The sequence below is a fragment of the Bacillus cereus group sp. BceL220 genome (assembly GCF_051776965.1).
GTDB classification, from domain to species: Bacteria; Bacillota; Bacilli; order Bacillales; family Bacillaceae_G; genus Bacillus_A; species Bacillus_A cereus.
Genome location: NZ_JBPWBC010000006.1, coordinates 135,986 through 161,300, shown reverse-complemented (window position 1 = coordinate 161,300; position 25,315 = coordinate 135,986). Strand labels below are relative to the sequence as shown.

Below are 25,315 nucleotides of genomic sequence, written 5' to 3'. Positions count from 1 at the left end.
TTACCTTTATCATTCATATGTGATATGCCCTCTCTGGGAAGCTTATGTATAGCCCAAATTCAACTTAAAAAACTCGTATTATTAAAAATACGAGTTTTTCAAAAATAGAATATTTTTATCATCTCCTTAACTTCACACTATAAAAACGCATTTCATCTAACGAACCTTCAAATTCAAATACTTCTTGTATAATTAATTGTTTCAAGCGATATTCTAAGAAAGTATCTCCAACCAATTGTTCAACAAGACCAAGTGCTTCACCAATTACTCTAGGAGCTTTGAGGAACTCTCGATCAGCACCCACACTTTTCGCGCATTCAATTATAAATTGATCAAAATAATCTTCCTGTACAGAATGCACTTCATTTTCTTTCCACACTCTTAAACATTCTATGCTTTCCGATAATCTATTCCACTCATGTTCAAACTTCATGCGCTTCTCTTCAGTTAAATAAGGTAACTTTATAAAACTTTTTTGGAATAGAGCTAAACTTTCAGGTGGTAATTCTCCCGTTCCACGAATATCATACTCTTGTTTTAATATTTCTCTGCTTGCTTCAGACGTATTAATTATTCGAATGTTTTTCTTATCCTTTAATTGTGCTATTACAAAACTTAGACCTACATGTTCATGTGCATTATCAGCCCTCCAAATTGTAATAGGCGTTTCAACAGGAATAGTATGTAGTTCTTCTATAGTTGCTATAAATCTTAATAAATATTCTTCTTCAAAATAACTATCATATGCAGTTAAGTTATTTATTAACCACTTCTGTCTTGCTAGTTGCCCCTTATTCGTATGCAACTTATATATCGGTCCAATTGAAAAGAATTCCGAAAAAGCAACAACACTCTCTTCAAATAATTCTTCTTGACTTAACATATATTTCAAGCAACCAGCCGTTGAATCATCAAAAGCAATATGTACGTGCGTACTTTCTTTTACATTCCTTTTATAAGTAGGATTACTTGTTAATTGTTTCGGAATATCCATCAAATTTTTAATTGTATCTTCACTATAGTTTTCTTCTAATAAGTTTAACTGTATGAGAATATTTTGAAGTAAACCTTTAGCCTCATCTTCGTACATATCCTCTACAGCATTTTTAATTTTATCTATCACACAAATCCCTCTATTCATTTCAAAAATAACGTAGATTATAGTGTATCATTTTAGTATAGTTCTTTAAAGTCAAATCCAGATTACTACAGCAATCTGGATTTTTAACAAAAGCTCTTCTTATATTTTTGAATTGCTAAATATTTTTACTTTGAAAATCCTTGTATCTAAATGTATAATTATATAAAAACAAAAATATAGGAGCTATATTTATGGATAAAGTACTTACAAATTATAAACATTACTTAAAAAATTGGAGATTTATATTTATTTGCATACTACCTGCTATCGCCTTATTCGTTACTTTCGATGTCATCTTCGAACTACTGTTTCATCAAGATTTCTACTTATCTAACTTAATTTCTGCTATCATATTATTTTTAATATTTATTAACGTTAAAGATAAATTTAAAATTAAAGGCTAAAAAACACTATTTCAAAATAGCCCTTTATTATTGCATCCTACTATAAAATAAGGCTCGTAGTAGATTTTCATAAAAAATAAGAGCACCCTGCAATTGGATGCTCTTATGTGATTAGAGGTTTTTTCTGAGTATTAAGTAGGACACGAAGATCTTGTCCTACTACATAATATATGCTTGTACTTATTATTTCGTGCATGTATTAAGCACCATGTTCAGGTACTTAATATATGCATAGTCATTGCTAAAAAATCTACTCAAAAATTCACTGCACAATTTCATAATTATAAATTAAAAAACATCCTCAATGGATGTTTTTTATCTAACGATTTTAAGCTTCCATAAACTTAGCCGGTACACCAATTTTTTCAACTACAGAAGATATATTAGTAGGATTAATCATTACATTTTCAATACATACTAATTTATTTTCTAATATCCCATTCTCTGTAGTAATAAGTTCTTCAAACCGATCTAAAGTCATTGAGAATTTGTGTTCACTTCCACCATTCATACTAACTTTTACATACTTCATAGTGTCACCGCCTTTCATAATAATTTACATTTCGACAAGAAGGCGCTTACACCCTTTTTATTTACTCTTAGATTTCTAACGTTTACATATATTTTGAGAAAAGAAACTACTATTATTTACTCACAAAATTATTGTTAATAAGAAAGATAAAGATAACAATACACAAAGTGGAATATATAAACCGGTATCCATTCTAGCAAAGTGCGTATCTTTTTGTCGTTTAAAGATACCAAAATAATTAAACTCACCAATTACTCTAATAGAAAAGACGATCATACAAATCCAGGAACCGACTTGAATAATAACATTAGGAACTGCAAAATGAACAATTTTTGCTTGTTGCAACAAAATTATTGCTGCCATACTTAATAATAATGCAATGAACAATGTCATTCCGGCGCGAGGTGTAAACGCCTTTTCCCCTGATTTAGTTGGAATAACACTATTTGTCCCCCAATTACCTCCGAAAGCCCAATATACATGTAAAAAGCTAACTAAGAATAATATACAAGCAGATATATATGTAATAATAAGCATTTTATCCTCCCCTTATTTCATTTTGGTTCCCACCTATAAAATATGCTGTTTCCCCCCACATTAACAACCTCCATTTAATTACATAAAAAAACCGTACTGATTTATCAATATTAAGATAAGTCATTACGGGGTTATTAAACTTCATTATGCATTATACCTATTTCTTCGGCGTTCCATCCTTGTTTGACCTTGAACTGCATTTTCTTTGTATGGATCTATTTGCTCTGTCATTTCATATGTTGCAACTGGTTCTTCGTACTTATACTCATGGATCTTTTCTGGCATTTTACTTTTAGATTCTTTCCCACCAAACTTAAATAGTTTCATCTTTAATTTCGGCAACCTTGGAAGTCGAATCTTAATTGATAATCTTTTGCGTTTCTTTTTTGGTCCAAGTAGATTTTTATTTTCTTTATTATCTTTCTCTTTGCGGTGAATGAACATCGCAAGTAATCCTCCTAATACAAGTCCTCCAATTAATAGTAATATATATACATAATGGCTTGTCATTAAACTCGTTATGCGTTCAAGTATGACTAACGACTGTACTTCTTTTATATCCCATAGTAAAGCGGCCCATAATGAGAATAAGCCCAAAGTAAGTCCATATGTACGAAAACGGAATAAACATGGAATTAACGCGACACATGCAGCAATTTTCGCATTTGCTATGATTGAACTTGTTGAAATATCCTGATGCCAAATAACTAACAGTAATGTTATAAATGGCGCATACGCTATCCAGCTACATATACGTGAATACATCTTTTTAGCAAAATAACTACCGAAACTAGTAAAAAATAAAAGCCCTCCAATATATATAGATTGTTCTAGAGGGATTTGCTTTGTAAGTCCTGCAATTGGAAAGAGGCCGCTCAATAGCATTAAGAGCACATCTAATTTCTTCACAATTCCCCATTCCTTTCAAATTTTTTCAATTAATAAAAATCTTTTTCCATATGATATAGTTTTTGTATTTCTAAAAAACATATTAATCCTGTCTGCACATAAAGTAAATATGTAAACGAAAAGATACTTGACAAAGGATATCCTTATTTACATAAAAAAATGACAAATCCTGATCGATATAACGAGCAGGATTTGTTTACTAGTATTTAAAGTAGAGTAATTGAATCTTTCTTTTCTACCTTTACTACATCTACATCCAATTCATCATCAAATTCTTTAAACTCTCTTGCATCTATGTCAGTAATATAAGTCTTCATTACTTTTTCCATATGTACGGAATATGTCATGTGTACATTCTTTTTCGAAAGCATACTAGAATTACAGCACATGTAATGTATCATTTTAGCGATATAATCCCTTTCTACAGGTTTTACACCCAATGGTAAAATTTCAATTATATATCGCTGAAAAATCCCACTACAATTAAGTGAATATTCACCAGTGCTATAATACATCCCTTTTTGATCTGCATATAAGCCAATGCTATCTAGAGCATCATCAGATTCTATTACACCGTAACTTGGTACATCAAAACCTGTATTTATTCTAATAATATTTAAATTTGGAACCTTTAACACCTCTGGAACAATATCAGGTAAAATATCTATATTAATTTCTTTATTTTGTAACTCTTTTATCCAATATTTTCTTAAATTTGCATCTACAATGAAGTAAACTTGTTCATTTTGTTCTTTTGCATATTGTACAATTTCCATTAATGTTTCGAAAACATATTGTTTAAAAAGAGCCCCCATATCATTTCTCTTTGATGGTTGTGGTAAAAATGCATTATGTTTATTTATATTTAATAATACGTAATCAATCGTTTGCCACTCTGTACTCCCATATAATTTATATAAAATTTCTTTTCCTTTTATTTTTGAAAAAATAGGTAAGAAATCGAATTTCGATATTCGTTCAATTGATAAACTAACATATGTACAAGGTAAATTTATCTTATTCCAACTACGCCTCAAAAATCCTTTTTGTTCTAATAGACTAAAAATACTATTTACAATTGTTTTACGAGATACATTTTGTCCTATAAATAAATTAATAAATGTTGAAATACGGTTTGTTCGTGCAAATCCCTCTCTAATGATTTGTTTTGGATCAATTTTTTCGCGTCCATCACAATTCTTCATCGCGATTAATGCTAATGTCGCATCACTGCGCTTACCCGCGGTAGCATAGACAGCTTTCTTAACATCATCTACAAGATTTGTTTTATATTTTTGGCAATATTGCATTTTATATGGATTTTGTAACACCTTTTCAATATTGTATCTCACAATCTTTAATAACACTGGAAAATCTGTATTCAATACATAAGAATTTTCACCAACTTTAGTCAAAACAATTTCGCTATCAAGTAATGCTTGTTCTATTTCCAGCGCTATATTTTCAGACCAAACTTCTAATATTAATGTCTCTAATCCTTTTGGTGCAAATAAAGGAAATAATTCATTTTTGTTATTTGTAGCTACCTTTTTACATTCTGGAAGTATTGTGAAATAAGAGAATTTACGCTGAAATTCTTTAAATAAATACTCTCTTTCCTTTACTGTTATACCCGGTTCTATTTTAGTACCTTGAACTTTATAAATTCTCTCATTGTATGGAAATAACACCCTTTTATTTTCTCCTACAATATAATCTTTCGGATATTGGAGAATATGGTCTAAATCCACCTCTCCCCCTATTTGAAAATCATCTTTTAAATTTCTAAATATCTTAATCCATTTCATGCCCGTTGTAGCTTGTTGTATTTTTAGTTTTACAAACCGTATTTTTTTATTATTTGACGCAAACTCTGAGGTAGAAATCAATATCATGCCCCGTTTTCGTCTTAAAAGTAAAGGGATATCTGGATGATTATATTCTTGATATTAAGACTGTCTTTATGAGCATTTCGTATAAGTATGATGTAACTGATTAAAGCTATTTTCAAAGACGACATATCGGCGATAATTTATGTCTATTTCTTATAGGTGTTAGCAAGTTCGTTTGCAAACTTGTTAGCACTTTTTTATATTTCTTCTATAAATAAATCCCCCTTAATATAATCTAAATTTTATATATTTACTTTTCTTCTATTTATCTTATAATTTTAATTGGGAGAGGGAGGAAAAAAATGGTTCAAATCAAAGTGACACCTGAAATGCTAGAAGATGTTGCAAATCGTGCAAGTAATACCAGGATCGCATTAGAATCTATACATAATAATTTATGTAATGAAATAGATCATTTGTGTTTTCAATGGATTGGCGCCTCTAATCAACAGTTCATTCAAATGTTCAATGATGCAAGACCAAAAGCTTTTACAGCCATTAATTCAATTGTACAAGTAGAAGAAGACTTGAAACGGAGTGCCGAAAAATTCCGTACCGCAGATGCTTCATATGACGGAAATCTTGAAGAAGGAGCAATGTGTGGTAAGTTAGATAGTGAGAAAAATGATGGATCTTTACGTGACAAGGTTTGGCATGGTCTCAAGGAAACTTATGAGGATCTTAGTAAAGTAAAAAATTCCGATGAGTCTTTATATGATAAATTTAAACATGGTATCGATGTAGCTTATAAAGATGTGAATAAAATAAAAGAGACTATAGATGATGAAATCGAATCTGCTTTTGAAAAATCTGGATTAGGTGTCCCCTATCACTTAAAAAAGGGCGTGGGCGACGCTATAGGTGATGAATTATTAGGACTTGCAGATGCAGTTATCCATCCAATTGACACATTTAATAACACGATTGAAGCCGTTTCTCACCCAGTCGAGACGTTCAATGCTATAAAACAAACAATTTCTGATTCTTGGAATCGTGACGTTACCAATGGTGACTCGTATAGTGGTGCAGCATGGTATGGAAGCGCGGCTGGTCATACTATATTGGCTGTTGGACAACTATTCGTAGGAACAAAAGGCGTGGATAAAATTGCAATGTTGAACCCTGGCACAAAATTAGCTGAGATTTCACGAACTGCTAATCAAAGCTTGCAAGACGCTGCATCCTTATTCAATCGTAATCACAATGAGTTTGCTTTCGCTGGCGGAAATAATATACGCTCTGCATTTGATACACCTGATTTTAGAAAAGCTGAAGATACTATTTTATCTGCTGAAAACATAGATAGATCAACCCAATATAGTCCACGTGTATTTGATGGTGATTTAAAGCAACACGAAGACAAAGGTGGACATTTAATGGAAAAGCATGTTGAAATATCTAATGAAGCATTGGCTCAACGCTTAAAAGACGATCCCGATATCACAGGGTCTTCATCTTTTAATAATTTAGAAACAGCCCAAAAAATTGCTGATGAAGTGTTAACCAATCCTCGAAATATACGTAAAATAGAAAGGTGGTTAGATGATCCCTACAGCCCGCCAACTCTAGCGTTTAGGTATAGAGGTGATGAAGTTATTGGTCGATCTATTGTAAGAGGATCTGAAAATATTTTAGAGGTAACTAATGCTAAAATTATCTTAAAAAAAGACGGACAAGGAAGTTATATTCGAACAGGATATCCCGTAAGATAGAAATTTAGGAGGATACTTATGAATGATAAAGATTATATGTATGAAGAAGTAAGTGATTTTTTAGACGGAACATTTCATCAAGATATGGGAACAGTAGAAAAAGCCTTAAATGAATTTATAGAAGAAGCTCACAAAGTGTGTATAGAAAATACTGTAAAGTACATAACTGAATTTTTAAAAAGTGATTTATCCACGCAAGAAAAAGAAGCGTTCATTGAATATTATACTGAAATTTATTTTCCTTCTTTAAAACTTAATCCTATAGAATGGCTTGAACAAACAGTTGAAACGTTAAAACAAGCATTAAAAAATCATTAGTAAAAATCGACCGCCCGTAATAGGCGGTCTTTTCTTCGTATTACATAACAAAGCCGTCCAATTAAGGGCGACTTTGTTATACATCAAACTATTCTTTTGTGAGAAATAACATCATATATAATTCCATTTTCTTGTGAACTTCACAAATTATTCCTAAAAGAATATCATATTTTGGTAGTGCATTTATTATTCATTTTTCAAAGTATGTTTGTATGACATAATCATTATCAATGAAATTAAATAGATACTTCTGAAAGAAATCTATTATATCGTAGCAGGAGTTATATTTACAGCTGTAATTTTACAAGTTGAAATAGCAAACCTAACGGTTGTAGTTGGATTTATAGGTAATGTACCTAGCACTATACCAAGTCCTGTTTGTTCCACGTTAAAATCTGCTGCAATAGAACCATTAATTGCCAAAAGACTTACTGTAGATCCAATAAACACATCCAATAATTGTCTAATTGGTCGTTCACGACATTCACACTCACATCCTACATCGACAGGTGGAAGTAATGTGATAGGTGGTCCTGGTGGTAAAAAACCTACCCCTGTTACATCAGAAATATTAACCACGAAGGTTGTGGTGCCATCTGTAACTGTAACTAAAAAATCATTTACGGAAGTGATAGTAAATAGAAAGAAAAGTGGGGGCGTGTTTGGTGTGTCTGCAATAGTGCCGAGAATCACAGTTTCTCCAATAAGTTGTTGTAAGACGCTTTGCATAGGTAAAACACAGCAATCACACAGACAACCTTCAGTCCCTCCCGTTGGACCTGTTATCCCTGTCGGACCCGTTACTCCTGTTGGACCTGTTATCCCTGTTGGACCCGTTATCCCTGTTGGACCCGTTGGACCCGTTATCCCTGTTGGACCCGTTGGACCCGTTATCCCTGTTGGACCCGTTGGACCCGTTATCCCTGTTGGACCCGTTGGACCCGTTATCCCTGTTGGACCTGTTATCCCTGTTGGACCCGTTACTCCTGTTGGACCCGTTACTCCTGTTGGACCCGTTACTCCTGTTGGACCCGTTACTCCCGTTGGGCCTGTCCCTCCTGTTGGACCCGTGGGGCCGGTTGGTAAAGTAAATGGTGGGATTGGCGGGAGTGTGGGACCAATTAAATTTGGGGTTAATGCATTAGTTTGAAATATCCCATTTGTTTTTTGCATTTCATTTTTATCAAACACTTAACTACCTCCTATGAGTGTACTATACTGTGGTATGACAGTTATCTTACATATACATAAACTTCATTTATCGTAATATAATATGTTTTCCCTATACTATTGTGCACCTTAAATTGTAGTGAACCGTTCACATTTAACTTCCCATCAATTGTAAATCCCTCACCTGCATCTACGAAACCAGCAACATCTTTGTCCTGCCAAGATGGAGCATCATAGAAACGTAGATTGTTAACTTTTGAAATAACGCGCTTTCCAACAATAGAAGAATCTACTGTACTGTTCTTGTTAAACTTCACATAAGATGGATCGTTCTTAATCCACTGATCTCCACCAAGATTTAACCACCCTTCTTTTTCAGCCCACACAATATAAGACTCTGGTTTGTTTAACTGACGAATCTTAGAATAGCTTGTGCCAGGTCCTTTACGTAAATTAACGTTATAACCTTCAATATAAGCAATCCCATCTGTTACGGATGTCGGTACTTCCGCTGGTTCAGATGGCTTCTCAGGAACAGAAACATCTACACTAGAATTATTATATGCTCTTTGTACATCTGCTCTAAATTGAGATTCTGAAACACCATGAGACTTTAAGTAGTCAATTGGATCTTCATGATCCGTACCGCCAAGGTAATGAGTTACATCGCTGTGTGTCCATAATCCTTTTTCTACAGATAACCCACGGTCACGTAAGATTTTAGCTAGTAACTTAACGTATTTGTCATAGCTGCGTTTGAATTTTGTATAATCCGCTGTTTCGCATAACTCTACATGTACAAAGCGCTTATTCGCAGCAGGACCGCCGCCATAAGCAATGTATTTTGTATCAGCAATTTGGATTGTTTCGTCCCAATCGACTGCATAGTGAACAAATGCATTTCTCCATGTACGAGACTCATATTTTTGAATGTTAATAGCTGGAGCTTCTGGAGTTGCTGTAGAATGTGCCACAACTCCCTCATAAGCACCTACACCATAACGGTATGGTTGTTTTGGTAAATCAGGAATAATAAGCGTTCTATCAGCAAAAGCACTTGTAGCAAAAGAAACAGCAAGTACTAGAATCATAAGTAACGAGGTAATATGTTTCATTGTCTTTTTCATTTAGCATCAACATCCTTTTTCATAATTTTTGTGTGGTCAAATAATCCACTTGCTGACAGTCCAATGATGATTCCTTGAAATACATTTGTTTTGATATCTCCGTCCAAAAATAAAACGCCTAGCACAATGCCAAGCGTTAAATTTAATAACGGAACATACTTTGTTTGTAATCCAATTGTTTTTCCAATTTGTGAAAGACCAACTACAATTCCAATTATTACAGTAATTTCAAACATTACATACCACCTCCTTTCATTAAGAAAGTGAGAATGCCACCAACAATTCCGCCAACTATAAGTCGCAAAATCCAGGTAGTATTGGCGCTGATTTTATCTAGCTGTTTGTTGATATTGATAATGTCTTTCTCGTTACCTGTTGTCCTCATTTCTAAACTTTTAATCTCTAAGCGAATGTCCTTAATATCTTGCTTTATTTCTTGAACATCACTTCGTACATCTTGTAACGCTTCCACTTTGACCACCCCTTTTTAGGCAATAAAAAAAGACCAGCTTATGGCTGCTCCGGTTTCTTATCAATTAAATTTTGAAGTAACAGTTGTTCTAAAACTTCAATTCTACTGTTCATTTGTTTATTTTCTTCTTTTAACTCTTGAATTTCAGCATCTTTCGCTTGTTTTTCTTCTTGAAATGCCTTTATTTGAATTGCTACTGAAGAATATATTTCAGCTGCATTTCTTGTTTTTGTAACAAAACACTCAGGAGTGTTTTCATCATCTGCAATCCACCCATAGTGAGTTTCTATATCGTTTGTTGTAAGAATTGGGTCCACTTCAACACGATTCATTCGCTTCTCATATAAGTCTTCTATATCTGTTTTCAAGTTGTATTGCTGGATTTGAAGTGCCATAATTTTTTCTATTGCGCTAAACTGCACGTCACGAATATTTGTTTTGTATTCACGTTTCGATGCCGTTTGAAAAGCTGATGCTGTAACAGCGTTATATGCACTTCCTGACCCATTTTTAACCTGAAGTGTTGTATATCCCTCAACGTTACCATTTCGTAGCATTACTGTTTGGAATCGAAGGTCTGTTTCAGCGTTGGGCGTTGCAACTATATCAAGCATATTTTTTCCTTTTAAGTTGAATACAATGGAAGACTGACTGTCCATCCATACGGATTTAGATCCACCTTTTAACGTTATTCCACCAGCAGAGTCTACCCAAAATGCGTTCGATGGATTAGATACTGTGAAGGTAGCACCGTTGGCTACTTCAACCCAATATGATCCATTTTTTGCATACTGACTTATACCTTTTCCAGAAGTGATAATTGTATGCCCACCAGAATTGACCTCTGTATTCTGATTACTTTTCATAAACAAAGCCCCACCAGTAAGAATATCTACATGGCTTACAGAATCTAAACGAATTGTATTAGTATAAGCGCTAAATTGTTTATCAGACCTTAGGGTAACTCCGTTATTACCAGTAATATAAATATAGTTATCTCCATTAAGAGATACATCCCCTTTTGTATCCACATTTAATTTAGCACAATAATGTGGAGTTTGATCCGCATCATAACCTTTAACAATACCAAAGGTACCGGTATAGTAATTTTCTCCTTTCACTGGGAATTGAGATATTGTTAAAGTACCATCGCGGAAACGTGATGTATCCACATCATCATGCATAAGTATTGTTGGTTGTATTTGGCTATCAACAGCTCTTTTGTAATAACCAATAAACATTCGCGTTAAATTCGATTCCATCAAGCGTATGAATTGTTTTTGGATGTGTACATAGTTAGTACCGTTGTCTGTCCGTACTGTAGAACCAACTATCTCTCCACCACGTACTAAGTTACCGTTTAGCACACCCGTTGTAATGAAATCAGCGACAATCCTTCCATCCATTGTGATTGCCGTATTATAGGGTCCATTAATGCCTGTGGAGGAATAACCAAATCCATTGATATTCCATTGCCACACTTTTTTAGCGGTTCTTTCATCAGCTGTATCCATAATCAAAATTCTTTCTGGATATATACGAACATGGCCACCGAAACCGCTATTGATTAAATTCGTAGCATTTTCGCGTGCTTGTTCTAATATTGATTTTTCCATTCCTTTAACGTTGTTTTTAATACCATTGACGCTATCTCTAATATCATTGAAGTTATTCTCAACATTATCAACTCTGCCTGTTATATCAACGAATGACTCTTTAAAATTGCCTAATGTCAATTCGATATACTCTTCATTGATCGGGTCGTATTTGTAATGATTAACTTTAGCTTCAATTTCGAAACCGTCTTCTTCATGTATAACTGTTACTGTATCTCCCATATATACACGTTGTAATACCGCCAAATCTTTATACTCTTCAGTTTGAGATAGCTCTTGAAACTCTACTTTATATGTCGCTTTTGGATAATCAACATGTTGTTCATCGTACATTTTTTTTGCGGCATTGCGTAACATTTCATATGCTTGTGGTAACGGAACTGCGTCTTCGTCGTCAGCATAATCACCAATAGCTGCTTTAATGTGTTCAAATTCAACAACTCTAATTTTAGGTTTAATATATTTACTAGCGTTATAGCTTTCCACGTACTTTTCTGGTAACAGTAGTCCATCAAAACCTTTAGGCATCATTCGAGTTATAACACCTTGCCAATCAACATCGCCTTCATATCCTAATAAATCTTTTTTGTGTTGAATAACAACACCGCGATCTTTTCCACGTTCTCTTAGCATGTGGACGGTGAAATTATCCCTTTTTAATTCCCCGCCCCAACGACTAAGAAAAGAGTTGTCCTGGCTGTTATCAAGTATTGCTTCGACTGGGTTTTTTCTAACCAAACGAGAACTAGAAATTGTATTGATATCACTAATGAAATTAAAATTAGTGTTATATTGCATACGTTCTTTCATTTGTTGTAATGCTGCTTGTCCGCCCTTTTCTTGAATAAATGTATCTTCAATCAAGTTATCAACGAGATCATAGAATACGTGATAACAAAATACGTGTAATTCACCCATAGAAGGTGCAGGTCGTGCTACACGAAACAATTGATTGCCATCAGGTGTTGGCGCTTTGATTAAACATTGACCACCTATTTCTAATCCATGCGGAGCGAATAACGGATATTTAAAACTTAAGACGTATAAACCATTTAATTCTTCTTCAATAACTGCATCGTAAATATTATCGTCTAAAATACCTATACCATTGTGAGTAAAATCCGTTTCAGTTGGTTTATATAATGTAATCATAAGTAACGCCACCTCGGGTCAATTTGTAACTTTGTAACAGTTCCAGTCCATTTTATTGTGTTTGCACCTTCAGAGAATGTGGGAAAATTACCGATCATATTACTATTCATCGGCGTAGTGTTCGAATATGCTTCTTTTAACTCGGAATCAATTACTACTGAACTATTTACATTTTTAATTAAGAATGAAACATCATTTATCGTAACAGTAATTGATCCACTACCATAAATCGTTATTTTAGGTAATGAATACTTAGTGCCCGAGTTTACAAGAGTAGTTGTCTTAGTTATTTCCAAAGGTTGTAGAATAGCGTATTCGAATGGATCAGCTACAAAAGTAACTTCGAATTGTCCATATTCTTCTATTTCATTAGCGATACTACCTATTTCCACACTTTTTATTTTTCTATAAACGTTATCATCTGTAAAAGAAAGGGTTTTAGCGTTCAATAGCCACGCTTTTATACGTCGTAACAATGGTTTGATGTTATAATCTTCTAACAAGTTAAAGTCAATCTTGAAAGTAACGTCTTCATAACCATTTTTCTTTGTTAATGATCCGTTTTCTCTACCAGGAACTTCAATAAACTCTATTTTTTCTTTTGCTGTTGGTATGTCAGGGCGCTCTACCATACAAAGAAGATAGTCACGTCCTAATATTTCATTTATTCGAATATCAACCACGTCGCGCCCTCCCTATACCGATATTTAACATTTGTCCTTTCTTTGCAAACCAATCATCAGCTTTTTCAAACATTTTATTTAGATCACTTTCATTTTTAACAGTTGTATTAAAAGTCACTTCATTTTTAATTTCTTGTGGTTGTTGTTGCTGATTAGCGTTAACACCTTTACTCAATGACAATGAATTGTTAACAATGTTAGGTAAATTAGAAAGAATACCATTGCCACCTATTGTTTTAGTAATCCTTTGTACCGTATCTCCTAGTGCACCTCCAGAAGAGAATGGAGCTAATGGAACGCCTTGATTTAAATTAACAGCTAATGCCCTTGGCGCGGCGAATGATGCTGGGGCAATTCCTTGATTTCCTGTATTATCGTTAACACTTATAGAATAAGAACTGCTAAATGGATTTAATTTGTTTAAAATGCCACCAGCTTTATTCCACGCTCTTGTAACCGTATCGATAATACCGTTCATTACTCTTATAATAGAATTCCAAAGATCATAAAAGAAACCAACTACACTATTAATCGGTTTGTAAACACTTTGAAGGATATCTGAAACATAACTCCAATTGCTACGAACGATGTTAGAGATATAATTGAATGTTCCAGACACGCCAAAAGACAACCTATCCCAAGCGCCAGTTACATTAGATACGACATTGTTCCAAATACCAGAAGTTATGGCATAAACTACATTCCAAGCGCCTTCAATTCTGCTTTTCACTTCATTTACTGCATTACTAATATTCGAAGTTATCGTATTCCAAACTCTCGAAATAGTAGAAGTTATTTCATTCCATTTGTTGGATGTTGTATTTTTAGTTGAAGTCCAACCGCTTGTAACAGTATCTGTTGCTTTATTTATCTTGTTCCTAATATATCCAACAATCTCATTCCAAACATCAGAAATAAACGTCGAAACCGCGTTCCACGCCTTTGATGTTATATTTAATACGTAATTCCAACCTTCCTGTATTTTAAGTTTTATAGGGCCCAAAAATTCATTTACAGTATCAGTGATCCATTGCCATGCTTCACGGATTATATTAGTAATCCAATTCCACGCTGTACTGGTTGCACTTGTGATTGCATTCCACAATTCTGTGATAGTGTTAACTAACATATCTCTATATTCTATAAAAGTAGAGGAAATAGCATTCCAAGCTTCTTCGATGTAAGGTTTAATCCATTCCCAGAATTGTGTTACCGGTTCTTTTATTAATTCCCATCCTAAAATGAAAGCAGTTAATAACAACTGTAAAGGGAATGTTATGATTTGGAATAGAATATTCCAAGCTATTTGCGCGATCTCTTTCAAACCTTCCCAGAATGCTGAGAAACCTGATTTTACAGCTTCCCATGCGTCAGAACAAATTTGTTTGAACGAATCCCATGTACTTGAAAACCATTCAATCGTTGCTGTCCACATTTCATTTGCTATGTTGCCAACTTCAGCCCAAAAGTTATTCCAATTATTTTTAAACTCTTCCCATTGTTGACTAAACCAGTGCGATATCATATCCCATGCCATTTGAATCGATTGGGCTACATTATCCCAACCTTTAGAACAAGCATCGCTAATTGTTGTCCACAATTCTGACATCCATGTTGAAAATTGGCTCCATTTTTCTTTAAGCCAATCTGTAATACCTCCCCAGTTGTTAAATATAGCTATAACTACTACGACTGCTGCTATTATTGCAGCTATTGCGGCTACAACTAATGCGACAGGAGCGCCAACAAATGCAGCTATTACGGTGACTACTATCCCTATCGCTTCAGCTATAGCTGAAATCCAACCTATTAGAGTACCGATAAAACCAATTACCGAACCGACGGCGGTTATTATCGTCCCTATGGCTGTTATCGTAGCTCCTATGACTATTAATAACGGGCCAATTGCCGCCGCTAATGCCGCAATAATTACGATTGTTTGTTTAGTTTTAGGATCAAGATTAGAAATCCAGTCCATTAATTCTTTTAATTTTTCAACAACAGGCATTAACGCAGGTAATATTTCAGTCCCGAATTGTACGGCTAAAGTATGAAGTGTTTGTTGTAATTCTTTGAATTTATTTTCCGGTGTGTCCTCCATTTGTTCAGATAAATGTTTAACCTCTCCGGTAGCATTTCGGGCATCATCAGACATTTTTTTAAGCTTTTCGCCGCCACTATGAACAAGTATTTGCCACGATGCTAAATGTTCTTTACCGAATATTGTAGCGATTGTAGCGTTTTGTTGTTCTTGTGTCATTCCTTGTAAACCGTGTTCAAGTTCGTCCATGACTTGAGGTAATTGTTTCATTTGTCCGTTTGCATCAAATGCACTGAATCCCATTTTCGCCATAGCTTTAGACATAGCCTTTGTTGGCTTAGTTAAGTTAACGAAACCAGATTTCAAAGCCCTTGCCGCTACAGACGCTTCAATACCATTAGATTGTAATAAACCTACAGCAGAAGCGGTTGTTGATAAATCTTGTCCAGCTGAATTTGCAGTTGGCCCGATAATTGACATTGCTTCTGTTAGAGAATGAACGCTAGCTTTTGTATGGTTAGCTGTATAAGCGAATATGTCAGCCATCTTATTGATACCAGCTATATTCTGCTCAGCGTTATTTGTTTTTTGTCCTGTAGCTTCATAAGCAGATCCTAATCCGTCCACAGTTTTTGATAAATCTTCATTCGCGCCACGGGCAGTATGGAGAGAAACAGTCATGATTCGCATCGCTTCTTCTGCTGTGTAACCGTCTTTAACTAACACAAGTAAACCTTCATTTATTTTTTCGGTACTAACACCAAACTTTTGAGAGTTAGCAAGGGAACTATCCCACATTCTGCTCATAACGTCGTTAACTTGTTGAGAAGTTAACCCTGTTGCGTTTACCTCTTTTCGAATATCAGCCATTTCATGTTGGAATTTCGATGCTTCTTTTGCAGCGTAACACATGGCGCCAGCTATAGGAGTTGTCACTTTCATTGACATGTCTTTTCCTACACTAGAAACACTTTGACCGACTTCTTTTACTTTGTTACCGAATTCTTGAACGTGTGATTTAGCTGTTTTAAAGCTGTCTCCAACTCTTCTTTCTAGAGCTTGCGTTTCTCTGCCTAGTTCAAATTCAGCTTGTCTTGCCCTATTTAATTCGGTTTCTAACCTTTTAACTTCTTCAGATCCAGCGCCGAATGCAGTTTTAGCATTATTTAATTGTTGCGCTAAATTTCGAGACTGTTCACCAGCGTTTTGTTGCGCTTGCTTTAAATAGTCATATTGTAATTTCGCCTTGGAAGTTTCCGAAGCGTTCTTTCCTAGTGAAGCTGCTTGGAGATCGTACGCCGATTTTAATTTATCAGCTTCAGTTTTTAAACTGGAATGGGCTGTTTTCAAACCTTCTAACGCTTGCTTTGACTTACCTATTTCACTATTTCGTAATGCTTCAGCTTGTTTAGCTTCTTTTAATGATTCGGTAGTAGTTTTTATTTTGTTAGAAATTTCAGTTTCAGCAATTTGTGCACGTCGTAACGCTTCTTCAGCCTTCTTTGTTTCTGTTGCATTTTCTCCCCACACTTGTTTTGTTCTTTGAAGTTGTTCCGCTGTCTCTCTTGTTTTGTTTTTAGCGATATCATATTGCTTCTCAAGTGTGGATAACGAAGTCTTATATTTATCAACATCAGTTCCGGTTAACTTCATTTGTGTTTGAGCTAACTTTAACTCTTGTGTTAAGGCTCTATTCGCCTGATTCATTTCGTTTATCTTAGATTTATAATCAGCGGTGTCAGCCTTAAATTTAATTATGGTTTCTTTTGAAGGAGTAGCCATTTATTTTCCACTCTCCTTTTCTTGGATATAGGCTTTCCACCCTTCGTAAGCACTTTTGTTTTCTGCTATTCTTTGAACATCCCTTAAGGGTAAATTCCAAAAGTCACTTTCCGATATTTCAAAAATAAATACGTATAGACTGTATAAGTCCACAACGAATTCAATTTCGAATTTAGGAAGTTTTAAGCCTTTTTTCCGGCTTTTTGTTGAAAACCTTTTGCCATGTTGTTTTTAGCTTCTTTTTTCATAACTGCACCGAAATAATCGAACGCCTCTGACATATCAACTTCATATACTTCCATGAATGCTTCAAATTCCATATATCCAGTAGGATTTGCTTGACGATAAGCCGCATAAACAATACGGAACGTATCTAATAAATCAATGTTCTGAATTCCGCCAGCGTTTAATAAAGTACTTAAAAATCCTTTATCGATAATGCCTTCTTTTTCTAATTTGAATAATGTTAAAGCTGTTAAGTTAGGATTCGCCTTCACTACTTCACCATTTGATAACGTAATTTCTTTTGTCATGTAATTTCTCTCCCTATAATCAAAATTAAAAGGCACTCATAAAGAGCACCTTTGATAGAATTTATTTTGTTTGTGCTGTTTTTCGTAATTTAGCCGAATCAAATTTTGTCATCCATTCTTTTGCAACTGTTTCCGGTAGTTCGATACCTTCATAATAGAAACGACCGAATTCGTCAGATAACGCTGTTACTTCTAATTCTACTTCGGCTAGTTCTTCAGCACCGTTTTCTACACTCTTAACAAAACCTGTTGCACTTGTACAATTAGGGAATGCGATTAAACGTGTGTTTTCTTCGAATATGTCAAGCTCTTCCGCAACGAACGCAAAATCTTTTCCTAAGCTGTCGATACCATATGAGTAAACGCCATCGATCAACCCTTCGTTTGTAATACCAAAAATGTTACGAATAACCTTTAATTGCATGTGACCGCTAATTTTTACATTCATTTGTGTTGGTTTTGATTTTTTCTTTTGAGTAAAGCCGCCGCATTTCTTTTCAACTGATTTAATTTCTGTTTCTGCATCTAATTTACCTACACAACCGAATGGGTCAGTTACATGTTCACCTTTAAAAAGTACACTAGCATTTTTAATCTCGACCGCATCAAATACATCAACTGTAACTGGCATATTATTGCCCTCCTAAAGTTTTATTTATTTCTTCTATTAAAGATTTATTTAATTCCTCAATAGAGTAATCGACCTTTTTATCCACACCACGCTCCATGAACTTTTTGGCCGCCTTTTTCTTACTTGTACCTAATCCCAAATCAGGGAAAACTAAATATCTATATTTCGATTTTGGTTTTAATGTTAATGTTAAATTCTCTTTGTTATCGTCATTAATAGATTGATATAGTTTAGCGTGGGCTTTCTTTCTATTCGATATAGGCATTAAGCCAAGAACTGACTTTTTCATTACTGGTGCAATTCTAGACTTTAAATCTTCATTTATTATCTTTTCCGCAACGTTTGGTAATCGCTCAATGTTTCTTTGCAAAGATTCAAATTTAGAAGCATCAACACTAAAATTAGCAGGCATATTTTACATTCCTTGTAAGCTCGAATGTTAATACATCAACAAAAAACTCTGTATCTTTCTTCCTCATTTTTTCTTTGAGCGATTTATTACATGTGTGGCCAGTTTTACTTAGTGAACTCATAAACTCAACTTGCAATACATCTAAGTCCTCACGATTTTCCGAAAAATAATAAACTGTTACATCTTGTGTAAATGCGCTTGCCCCCGCTCTAACAAACCCACCTGTTTCAAATACAACATGGTTGATTGTGGATAGATTCGCTTCATCCTCCTGAACTGAGTCCTGGTATACTTCTACTGTGTGGAAGAAAGACTCTAAATGCTGGACTAGTTTACTATTAAACTTTTCAATTAAATCATTCAGTGTCATCTAGACCACCTACCTTTTGCAAGTATAAATACATGCTATTTTTAAAACGATCCGCTTTAATGATGCTATAAGAATGTCCTCGTAATTCAATTATTAGGCTGTCCACATCCTTATTCTTGAACATAGGAGCGTATAACGTTTCAATTTTCATATCTAACTTTTTATCAATACTTTCAGCGAATTGAATATCAACTTCACGGCACGAAAGTTCCGAAAACCTAAGTCTGATAATCTCGACATTTTCACGTCCGATTACTTTTTTAGCGCTATTCCGGATCGTTTTACTTTCCTTAACGCTAATAAATCCATCATTAAATGTTTTTCTATGTTGTTCAATTGCCATTATTCTTCTTCCTTTCATCGATTGCGACATGTAATATCAATCGTGAAAGTGGTTGTCTGAAGTTACTTTCAAAACTGTCTAACGCATTGTTATATTCATAACGAATACGGTTAATAACTAGCTCTCTTGCGGATAAATTGACGGCTAGATCAAGTTCAGCGCCTACTAAATCATTGATAAAATAAACGGAACGATCTATAAGCTTTATGATGTCCTTGTCTTCTTCATCCCAAGTGATTGCTAGTGCATGTTTTACATCTTCTAACAAATCAAAAGGCGACTGTAACGTCGCCTGTGATTGATTGTCACTCATAAAGGATCACTCCCTATTTAGTAGGTGCTGGAGTAGTCACCGCTGTACCTGGGTCTTTCATTTCAGAAATATCATAAACTAAGAATGATTCATTTTCTTCAGCACGACCATTAGCGTACATTTTAGCGATGTATAAATCTTCGTCTTCGATAGCGCGTGTTTGATCGTAAACATCTAAACGTTGTGCTCCACCTAATCCAAGGAAGTAATCTTTTGCCATACCAGCGATTAATTTACCTTTAGGAACAGCATTTGATTTAACGATTTTACCTGGAATCGGAAGAACGTTATAAGTGTAAGTTCCATCCATGTTAGGTCGTGTAGTATAACCATAAATTTTAGACCAGTAGTCTACAGGGTTAACGATTAGTAACACATTAGATGGATTACGTTTACCATCTTTAGTAAGTAGAGCCATGATATTACCTAAAGTGTAAGGATTAAGGTCTTTTAACTTACCAGTATCGGCTTTATCAGCATGTACGCCCCCTGTAACAGTTAATAAATCTTTCATCATGCCTACAGGTTGATCTTTACCAGTACCACGAACGATAGCTAATTCTAAAGCGATTTTTAAAGATTCAACTAATACAGTTCGAACGTAGCGATCTAACCAAGTCGGGCCAAGGTCTAACATTGCTTTACATACAGGCATAAATGCTGATAATTTGTATTCCTCAATTTTAATCGTTTCGAAACCTTCATCTAAAAGTTCTTTGTGAGCCGCGCACAATTTACCCCAGAAGGCAGTTTGGATATCACCCTTTTTCAGAATCCATTCAGTTAAAGCACCGACGTTAACAAATGTAATTTCAGATAATAATTCATGATTTTGAACTAAGTCTTCAAATACTCGTTCGATAACAGTTGGTGGTACTAATGCTTCAGTACCAGCAAAAGAGTTACCTGCAATTACTTCATTGTAGTATTTCGTTTCTTGACTAGTTAAAGCACGTCCACCACGAGCAGCTAAGATAGCTTGATCGCTAGATTGTACTGATGCTTGTGCTAAAATTTTTTCTTGAATACCTTGAGCGAATGCAACTAACGCATCATTCACCTCTTCATCTGAACCAGATGCTAAAACCTTACTTAAATTTTGTTGATTTTCAAATTTCGTTTCTAAGTCTTTAATCATTGTAAATTACCTCCTACAGTTTAATAGATTTTAATAGTGAAACCATAAAGTTAGCTGATTTTTCAGCGTTTTGAGTACGTTTGTCACCTTCGTTTTCGATAGATGCGATGATGGGTTGTTCTTCAACTTCATTTGTAATTACAGATTCACTGTCCACACTTGATTGTATTGAATCAGTGATTACGTCACAGAAACCGAATGACTTAGCTTTTTCAGCGGTCATATAAGTTTCGTTGTCTAGAAGTGTTTCTAGTTGGAAAAACTCACCGTTAAAACGGCTGTTATAAGATTGAATTAACGCTTCGTCAACGTCACGTAGCATTTTAGCTTGCTTCTCTAATGAGTCAGCATTACCGAATGCATATGTCGATGCACGATGTACCATCATAGTGGTATTAGAAGGCATTTCGATTTTATTAGCACCCATCGCAATTAATGAAGCGGCTGAAGCGGCTATACCATCAATAACGGCAGTTACATTAGAAGGGTGATTTTTTAAGTAGTTGCAAATTGCAATCCCTTCAAACGCATCGCCACCATTTGAATTGATGTGAATTTCAATGTCATTTGTAACACCATCTAACATTTCTCTTACACCTTGGGAAGAAATGTCACCGAAAGGAGCTTTACCAACATTCCCATACATATAAATGACTGATTTACTATTGTCCTGTTGATTGTTGTCCATCATTAGGAACTTCGGTTGAATCTTTTCCATTTCCAATATCTTCACCCCCGTTCATAGTTCCGCTTATCCTTGCTCTCTCATAGTTCTTAGTAACATAACGTTCATTAGCCCAATCTTCTTTTATTTGTTCTTTTCCTAAACGTTCTAATACATCGTTTATGCTCATGCCACCGACTGCAAATAGCTTGTCAACGGAATTAGCAAACTTAGTAAGGTCGAACAATTTGAAGTTGTCCATGTTGAATCTAATGTATGTTTTACTTAAATATTGCTCTCTAGAAAACATCTTCTTGTTATATTCGTTAGTAATCATTTCCCCTATTGGTCTTACTGCGAATATGATAAAGTTATCTAAATCGCCAGTAGGATTACCGGTAGTTGAAATGCCACCTTCACTTATTCCACTTAGTAATGAAGGAGGAATGTGGAAGGCAGTTGCCACGAAATCTAACATATCTTTTGCAAGGTTTTTGATGTCCCTCGTATCTAAATTACGTGGGTCCTTGCTTTGATCTTCCATTTGTACGTTGTCAGGTAAGAACATGATTGCTGCTAACTTTTCAGGATTCATATAATCTTTTGCTTTCTCTTCAAAAAGTTCTTGCGAAGCTTTTCCGTTTTCATCAGTTAACGAATTCATGAAACGGCCTCTGAACAAATAACGTATTCTTCCATTGCCTTTGTAATCTGACATCGCTTTAGCTAGTAATAGTCCATATGAACTATATAAACTATTAATCACGTTGTTTATTGACTCTACAGAAAGGCTCAAGTATAGAACGTCTTGTTCTCTAAATTCCTTCGTTAAAAGCTGATTGTTAATCGAAACACTTTTATAAACATACTCATTAAAACCATTCGTAGTTTCACGATGAAACGATTCAGCTATCCACAGTTCCTCACCTATAGGTAAAATTAACGCTTCCTTTTCGTAAATTAACTGATGGACAACCTTATACCAAAACTCATGGGCATTTTCATTCTTATTTGGTGCCACATTTAATTGGTAGTAGTTCAAACTTCTTTTTAACTTGCCACTTCTATATGTTTCAAAATCACAAGCTACTAAACTACGAGCAATTAAATCGATAGCAGCGTTAACATACAATTTCTTGTAAGCAATTTCAGCTTTAAGTGTCATCACACTACAATCAACATCCGGGACTGTTCCATTATCACTTTTTCCTAAAAAGGTTTTAAAAACATTACGAATTCCCATTTTTTCACCCCCTTTCTCAGAATGACCATACTTGCATATCGTTTAAATCGACTGCATAGTCTTCAAGATCACCGTCGAAATTGAGCGCATGTGTGAACGCAAAAAACCCGTCAGTTTTTCTTTTGACAGGGTCGATTTTTTTATATTCTTTTGAGCCATTTCCTAGTTCGTCCACATAAACATTCCCGCAATACCAACGCATAACAGGATCGTCGTGGAAAACAATATTATGATTTATGAATAGATGTTGGATTAATGGGTCTAACATAGCATGAATGTACTGCCCGCGCCTTACTATCTCAACTCTTTCGTTAAAACCAGCTTCTTCTAATAAAGGTTTCAAGATTACAGAACGGAATTTATCAATCGCGATATGCTTAATGTCGTATGTTTTCGATTTTTCTAAAAACCAATTGATAACACGTTTGGGCTCGATTTCTTTATCATAGACGATGGTGAAGAGTCCTTTTTCCACACCTATATCTATAATATCTTGATTAATATCCTGCATTTTCAATGCCTGATGCCATATAAAGGTATGGTGAATCCAATAACGCTTCCCTTGCCGTTTGAATAGCAAACCGACGCTGCAGAAATCGCGTAATTCTGCGTAATCTACACCACCAATACATTCATATTTGTGTAAATCATCAGGTATAGGTTGATCTGTTGCAAGAAGATCCTCATAAGTAGCGATTTTATGTTGAAATAGCTGCTTCGGAATGTTCATCCGTTTTGTCATGAATTCAACATGCATAGGAATGTTGGTTTGACAATCGGCCCATTCTTCTTTCATCGTTTCGAATAATTCCATATTATCTCGAATAGAAGGATTGGCTTTTTCCCAGTTTGCAATATCTTCGACTTCTTCTTCGGAGTCTAATTTGCAGATGAAGGGGAATAACTTACTCCTTTCAACTTCGCCACTTAGAATCATTCGAGCCTTCTCTTTCATATCATCCAAAACGCCACCACGGACATATCCATCCGTTGTTAAATAGAAAGTTCGTCCATCTTTAACTTTACCCAAGGCTGAACGGAATACTTTAATCGACTTATAATCTTCATATTCATGAATTTCATCGAACCAAACTGATCCAGGACGTCGTCCATCTTTCGTTCTAGCATTAGAAGTATTGAATTTCATGTGAGATTTGTTTGTTTTATGTTTAATTAGTACCTTTGTAGCACTAAATGATTTCTTTAAAACCTTATTTGCAGGATTTTCTATTACTTCCTTCACGTCATCGAATGTAGTTTTTGCTTGTTCTTCAGATGTCGCGATCCATTCAATGTGATATCTATCTATACCAAACTGTTTAGATAGCATATAGAAGTTTAAATATCCGGCATATCCGTTTTTACCACCGCCACGTCCCATCAGTATTAATATTTGATTCCAAACAAGGCGGTTGGTGTCCTTATAACGAACGCCGAACACACAAGCGTTAACAAAACGTTGCCATGCGAATAATTCGAATGGAAAATATTTAGCTGGGATATTAACACTATCCTCAATAGCTTGAACATCAACATAAACATTTGGATCATCTAAAGTTTTTCGAACTAAGGTCATTAATTGTTTTTGTTCATTACAAGAACGGATAGATCCGCTTTCCACAGCATGCATGTACTCACTAATGAAAGGATGATATTTATAAGGAAGATTAGACTTCTGCATCATCGTCATCATCCTCACTTACCGCCTTAAGTCCTAACTCGTTAAGAATCTTTAACATTTGCGTGTTAGTTTTATTCAACTCGTTAATGCTATCGTTTTTTTTCATAAATCCATTAGCGCCTAGTACAGATACACCGCGATCTTTTACATCAGCTATCAATCTGTTTTTTATATCCCAAAATGACATATAATCTTCTACTAAATCCATAAAATGAGCGTGTATGATACCGTTCGTGCCGAGTTGTTCATATAAATCATCTCTTATTTTATTTCTAAGCGTTTTTTCTCTGTTTTTTTGAAGTTTTGCAACCTTTTCCGAAACATTTGTTAGACCTTTTTCATTTATCATGTCTTCCCAATAACGGCTGCGCCATGATTTAACAGTGCTAACAGATACGCCATATTTATCCGCGATATCCTTGTATTTAACACCTTCTAAGAAATCTTTGAACGCTAATTTATATTTACTTTGTTTTCCGCTCACAATATCACCACCCCG

At 34.8% G+C, this 25,315-nt stretch carries 26 protein-coding genes; 3 read left to right on the top strand and 23 right to left on the bottom strand.

Going from position 1 to position 25,315, the window contains the following annotated elements; genetic code table 11:
• Positions 1-118 precede the first annotated feature (118 nt).
• Entirely contained in the window at positions 119-1,123 is a 1,005-nt protein-coding gene (locus tag ACS2FK_RS17590; protein WP_063547410.1) for a DUF1835 domain-containing protein, read from the bottom strand.
• Positions 1,124-1,332: 209 nt separating this feature from the next.
• Here ACS2FK_RS17590 and ACS2FK_RS17585 point away from each other — a divergent pair, with 209 nt between their 5' ends.
• Complete coding sequence (locus ACS2FK_RS17585; RefSeq protein ID WP_063547409.1) at positions 1,333-1,545, top strand: hypothetical protein; 213 nt, start codon at positions 1,333-1,335, stop codon at positions 1,543-1,545.
• Positions 1,546-1,873: 328 nt separating this feature from the next.
• Here the strand turns inward: ACS2FK_RS17585 and ACS2FK_RS17580 are convergent, their stop codons facing one another.
• The 4 genes from ACS2FK_RS17580 to ACS2FK_RS17565 all read right to left on the bottom strand — a co-directional run bounded on the left by ACS2FK_RS17580 (position 1,874) and on the right by ACS2FK_RS17565 (position 5,412).
• Positions 1,874-2,077, bottom strand: coding sequence for a hypothetical protein (locus ACS2FK_RS17580; RefSeq protein ID WP_000878369.1), 204 nt, complete (start codon positions 2,075-2,077; stop codon positions 1,874-1,876).
• A 120-nt stretch (positions 2,078-2,197) separates the two neighbouring features.
• On the bottom strand, positions 2,198-2,614 hold the full coding sequence (locus ACS2FK_RS17575) for a DUF3995 domain-containing protein (RefSeq protein ID WP_063547408.1): 417 nt from the start codon (positions 2,612-2,614) through the stop codon (positions 2,198-2,200).
• Between the two features lie 144 nt (positions 2,615-2,758).
• Positions 2,759-3,523: a DUF3959 family protein gene (locus tag ACS2FK_RS17570; RefSeq protein WP_063547407.1), complete on the bottom strand. Its 765-nt coding sequence runs from the start codon at positions 3,521-3,523 to the stop codon at positions 2,759-2,761.
• Between the two features lie 206 nt (positions 3,524-3,729).
• Positions 3,730-5,412 (bottom strand): RNaseH domain-containing protein, encoded by a 1,683-nt coding sequence (locus ACS2FK_RS17565; protein WP_063547406.1) that lies wholly within the window; start codon positions 5,410-5,412, stop codon positions 3,730-3,732.
• 305 nt (positions 5,413-5,717) lie between these two features.
• On the opposite strand from ACS2FK_RS17565, the gene ACS2FK_RS17560 reads away from it, so the two are divergent.
• Positions 5,718-7,127 (top strand): WXG100 family type VII secretion target, encoded by a 1,410-nt coding sequence (locus ACS2FK_RS17560; protein WP_063547405.1) that lies wholly within the window; start codon positions 5,718-5,720, stop codon positions 7,125-7,127.
• 18 nt (positions 7,128-7,145) lie between these two features.
• The gene (locus ACS2FK_RS17555) at positions 7,146-7,445 is read left to right on the top strand and encodes a contact-dependent growth inhibition system immunity protein (RefSeq protein ID WP_000998176.1); all 300 of its coding nucleotides are present in this window, start codon (positions 7,146-7,148) and stop codon (positions 7,443-7,445) included.
• A 264-nt stretch (positions 7,446-7,709) separates the two neighbouring features.
• Here ACS2FK_RS17555 and ACS2FK_RS17550 read toward each other — a convergent pair whose 3' ends face one another.
• The 18 genes from ACS2FK_RS17550 to ACS2FK_RS17465 all read right to left on the bottom strand — a co-directional run bounded on the left by ACS2FK_RS17550 (position 7,710) and on the right by ACS2FK_RS17465 (position 25,300).
• Positions 7,710-8,636 (bottom strand): exosporium leader peptide-containing protein, encoded by a 927-nt coding sequence (locus ACS2FK_RS17550; protein WP_063547404.1) that lies wholly within the window; start codon positions 8,634-8,636, stop codon positions 7,710-7,712.
• A 41-nt stretch (positions 8,637-8,677) separates the two neighbouring features.
• Positions 8,678-9,742: an N-acetylmuramoyl-L-alanine amidase gene (locus tag ACS2FK_RS17545; protein WP_063547403.1), complete on the bottom strand. Its 1,065-nt coding sequence runs from the start codon at positions 9,740-9,742 to the stop codon at positions 8,678-8,680.
• On the bottom strand, positions 9,739-9,978 hold the full coding sequence (locus ACS2FK_RS17540; RefSeq protein WP_000461715.1) for a hypothetical protein: 240 nt from the start codon (positions 9,976-9,978) through the stop codon (positions 9,739-9,741). Before ACS2FK_RS17540 ends, ACS2FK_RS17545 begins: the two co-directional genes overlap by 4 nt.
• Entirely contained in the window at positions 9,978-10,214 is a 237-nt protein-coding gene (locus tag ACS2FK_RS17535; protein ID WP_000387825.1) for a hemolysin XhlA family protein, read from the bottom strand. Before ACS2FK_RS17535 ends, ACS2FK_RS17540 begins: the two co-directional genes overlap by 1 nt.
• A gap of 38 nt (positions 10,215-10,252) precedes the next feature.
• Positions 10,253-12,982 (bottom strand): phage tail spike protein, encoded by a 2,730-nt coding sequence (locus tag ACS2FK_RS17530; RefSeq protein WP_063547402.1) that lies wholly within the window; start codon positions 12,980-12,982, stop codon positions 10,253-10,255.
• The gene (locus tag ACS2FK_RS17525) at positions 12,979-13,665 is read right to left on the bottom strand and encodes a hypothetical protein (RefSeq protein ID WP_000227695.1); all 687 of its coding nucleotides are present in this window, start codon (positions 13,663-13,665) and stop codon (positions 12,979-12,981) included. Before ACS2FK_RS17525 ends, ACS2FK_RS17530 begins: the two co-directional genes overlap by 4 nt.
• The gene (locus ACS2FK_RS17520) at positions 13,658-17,488 is read right to left on the bottom strand and encodes a phage tail tape measure protein (RefSeq protein ID WP_063547401.1); all 3,831 of its coding nucleotides are present in this window, start codon (positions 17,486-17,488) and stop codon (positions 13,658-13,660) included. The genes ACS2FK_RS17525 and ACS2FK_RS17520 overlap by 8 nt, the downstream gene beginning before the upstream one ends.
• A 182-nt stretch (positions 17,489-17,670) precedes the next feature.
• Positions 17,671-18,021 carry a hypothetical protein gene (locus ACS2FK_RS17515; RefSeq protein ID WP_000159510.1) on the bottom strand — a complete coding sequence of 117 codons (351 nt, stop codon included), beginning with the start codon at positions 18,019-18,021 and terminating at the stop codon, positions 17,671-17,673.
• Positions 18,022-18,082: 61 nt separating this feature from the next.
• Entirely contained in the window at positions 18,083-18,652 is a 570-nt protein-coding gene (locus tag ACS2FK_RS17510; RefSeq protein WP_001145608.1) for a hypothetical protein, read from the bottom strand.
• Position 18,653: 1 nt separating this feature from the next.
• Positions 18,654-19,064, bottom strand: a complete 411-nt coding sequence (locus ACS2FK_RS17505; protein WP_001111193.1) for a hypothetical protein — start codon at positions 19,062-19,064, stop codon at positions 18,654-18,656.
• A complete protein-coding gene (locus ACS2FK_RS17500; protein WP_016512759.1) occupies positions 19,054-19,434 on the bottom strand; it encodes a hypothetical protein in 381 nt (126 codons plus the stop codon). The genes ACS2FK_RS17505 and ACS2FK_RS17500 overlap by 11 nt, the downstream gene beginning before the upstream one ends.
• Entirely contained in the window at positions 19,421-19,777 is a 357-nt protein-coding gene (locus ACS2FK_RS17495) for a hypothetical protein (protein ID WP_000963758.1), read from the bottom strand. The genes ACS2FK_RS17500 and ACS2FK_RS17495 overlap by 14 nt, the downstream gene beginning before the upstream one ends.
• Entirely contained in the window at positions 19,767-20,090 is a 324-nt protein-coding gene (locus tag ACS2FK_RS17490) for a hypothetical protein (protein WP_001282872.1), read from the bottom strand. Before ACS2FK_RS17490 ends, ACS2FK_RS17495 begins: the two co-directional genes overlap by 11 nt.
• Positions 20,091-20,103: 13 nt before the next feature.
• Positions 20,104-21,228 carry a phage major capsid protein gene (locus tag ACS2FK_RS17485; protein WP_000588590.1) on the bottom strand — a complete coding sequence of 375 codons (1,125 nt, stop codon included), beginning with the start codon at positions 21,226-21,228 and terminating at the stop codon, positions 20,104-20,106.
• Between the two features lie 13 nt (positions 21,229-21,241).
• On the bottom strand, positions 21,242-21,874 hold the full coding sequence (locus ACS2FK_RS17480) for a head maturation protease, ClpP-related (protein ID WP_003272656.1): 633 nt from the start codon (positions 21,872-21,874) through the stop codon (positions 21,242-21,244).
• Between the two features lie 16 nt (positions 21,875-21,890).
• Positions 21,891-23,135 (bottom strand): phage portal protein, encoded by a 1,245-nt coding sequence (locus ACS2FK_RS17475; protein ID WP_063547400.1) that lies wholly within the window; start codon positions 23,133-23,135, stop codon positions 21,891-21,893.
• A 16-nt stretch (positions 23,136-23,151) separates the two neighbouring features.
• Positions 23,152-24,828, bottom strand: coding sequence for a terminase TerL endonuclease subunit (locus tag ACS2FK_RS17470; protein ID WP_063547399.1), 1,677 nt, complete (start codon positions 24,826-24,828; stop codon positions 23,152-23,154).
• Complete coding sequence (locus ACS2FK_RS17465; protein WP_063547398.1) at positions 24,803-25,300, bottom strand: P27 family phage terminase small subunit; 498 nt, start codon at positions 25,298-25,300, stop codon at positions 24,803-24,805. Before ACS2FK_RS17465 ends, ACS2FK_RS17470 begins: the two co-directional genes overlap by 26 nt.
• Positions 25,301-25,315 lie beyond the last annotated feature (15 nt).

Excerpts from the sequence above, each read along its gene's own strand:
- ACS2FK_RS17585 (WP_063547409.1), top strand. The coding sequence starts at position 1,333 with ATGGATAAAGTACTTACAAATTATAAACATTACTTAAAAAATTGGAGA.
- ACS2FK_RS17580 (WP_000878369.1), bottom strand. The coding sequence starts at position 2,077 with ATGAAGTATGTAAAAGTTAGTATGAATGGTGGAAGTGAACACAAATTC.
- ACS2FK_RS17575 (WP_063547408.1), bottom strand. The coding sequence starts at position 2,614 with ATGCTTATTATTACATATATATCTGCTTGTATATTATTCTTAGTTAGC.
- ACS2FK_RS17560 (WP_063547405.1), top strand. The coding sequence starts at position 5,718 with ATGGTTCAAATCAAAGTGACACCTGAAATGCTAGAAGATGTTGCAAAT.
- ACS2FK_RS17555 (WP_000998176.1), top strand. The coding sequence starts at position 7,146 with ATGAATGATAAAGATTATATGTATGAAGAAGTAAGTGATTTTTTAGAC.
- ACS2FK_RS17545 (WP_063547403.1), bottom strand. The coding sequence starts at position 9,742 with ATGAAAAAGACAATGAAACATATTACCTCGTTACTTATGATTCTAGTA.
- ACS2FK_RS17540 (WP_000461715.1), bottom strand. The coding sequence starts at position 9,978 with ATGTTTGAAATTACTGTAATAATTGGAATTGTAGTTGGTCTTTCACAA.
- ACS2FK_RS17530 (WP_063547402.1), bottom strand. The coding sequence starts at position 12,982 with ATGATTACATTATATAAACCAACTGAAACGGATTTTACTCACAATGGT.
- ACS2FK_RS17520 (WP_063547401.1), bottom strand. The coding sequence starts at position 17,488 with ATGGCTACTCCTTCAAAAGAAACCATAATTAAATTTAAGGCTGACACC.
- ACS2FK_RS17515 (WP_000159510.1), bottom strand. The coding sequence starts at position 18,021 with ATGACAAAAGAAATTACGTTATCAAATGGTGAAGTAGTGAAGGCGAAT.
- ACS2FK_RS17510 (WP_001145608.1), bottom strand. The coding sequence starts at position 18,652 with ATGCCAGTTACAGTTGATGTATTTGATGCGGTCGAGATTAAAAATGCT.
- ACS2FK_RS17505 (WP_001111193.1), bottom strand. The coding sequence starts at position 19,064 with ATGCCTGCTAATTTTAGTGTTGATGCTTCTAAATTTGAATCTTTGCAA.
- ACS2FK_RS17500 (WP_016512759.1), bottom strand. The coding sequence starts at position 19,434 with ATGACACTGAATGATTTAATTGAAAAGTTTAATAGTAAACTAGTCCAG.
- ACS2FK_RS17495 (WP_000963758.1), bottom strand. The coding sequence starts at position 19,777 with ATGGCAATTGAACAACATAGAAAAACATTTAATGATGGATTTATTAGC.
- ACS2FK_RS17490 (WP_001282872.1), bottom strand. The coding sequence starts at position 20,090 with ATGAGTGACAATCAATCACAGGCGACGTTACAGTCGCCTTTTGATTTG.
- ACS2FK_RS17485 (WP_000588590.1), bottom strand. The coding sequence starts at position 21,228 with ATGATTAAAGACTTAGAAACGAAATTTGAAAATCAACAAAATTTAAGT.
- ACS2FK_RS17480 (WP_003272656.1), bottom strand. The coding sequence starts at position 21,874 with ATGTATGGGAATGTTGGTAAAGCTCCTTTCGGTGACATTTCTTCCCAA.
- ACS2FK_RS17475 (WP_063547400.1), bottom strand. The coding sequence starts at position 23,135 with ATGGGAATTCGTAATGTTTTTAAAACCTTTTTAGGAAAAAGTGATAAT.
- ACS2FK_RS17470 (WP_063547399.1), bottom strand. The coding sequence starts at position 24,828 with ATGATGACGATGATGCAGAAGTCTAATCTTCCTTATAAATATCATCCT.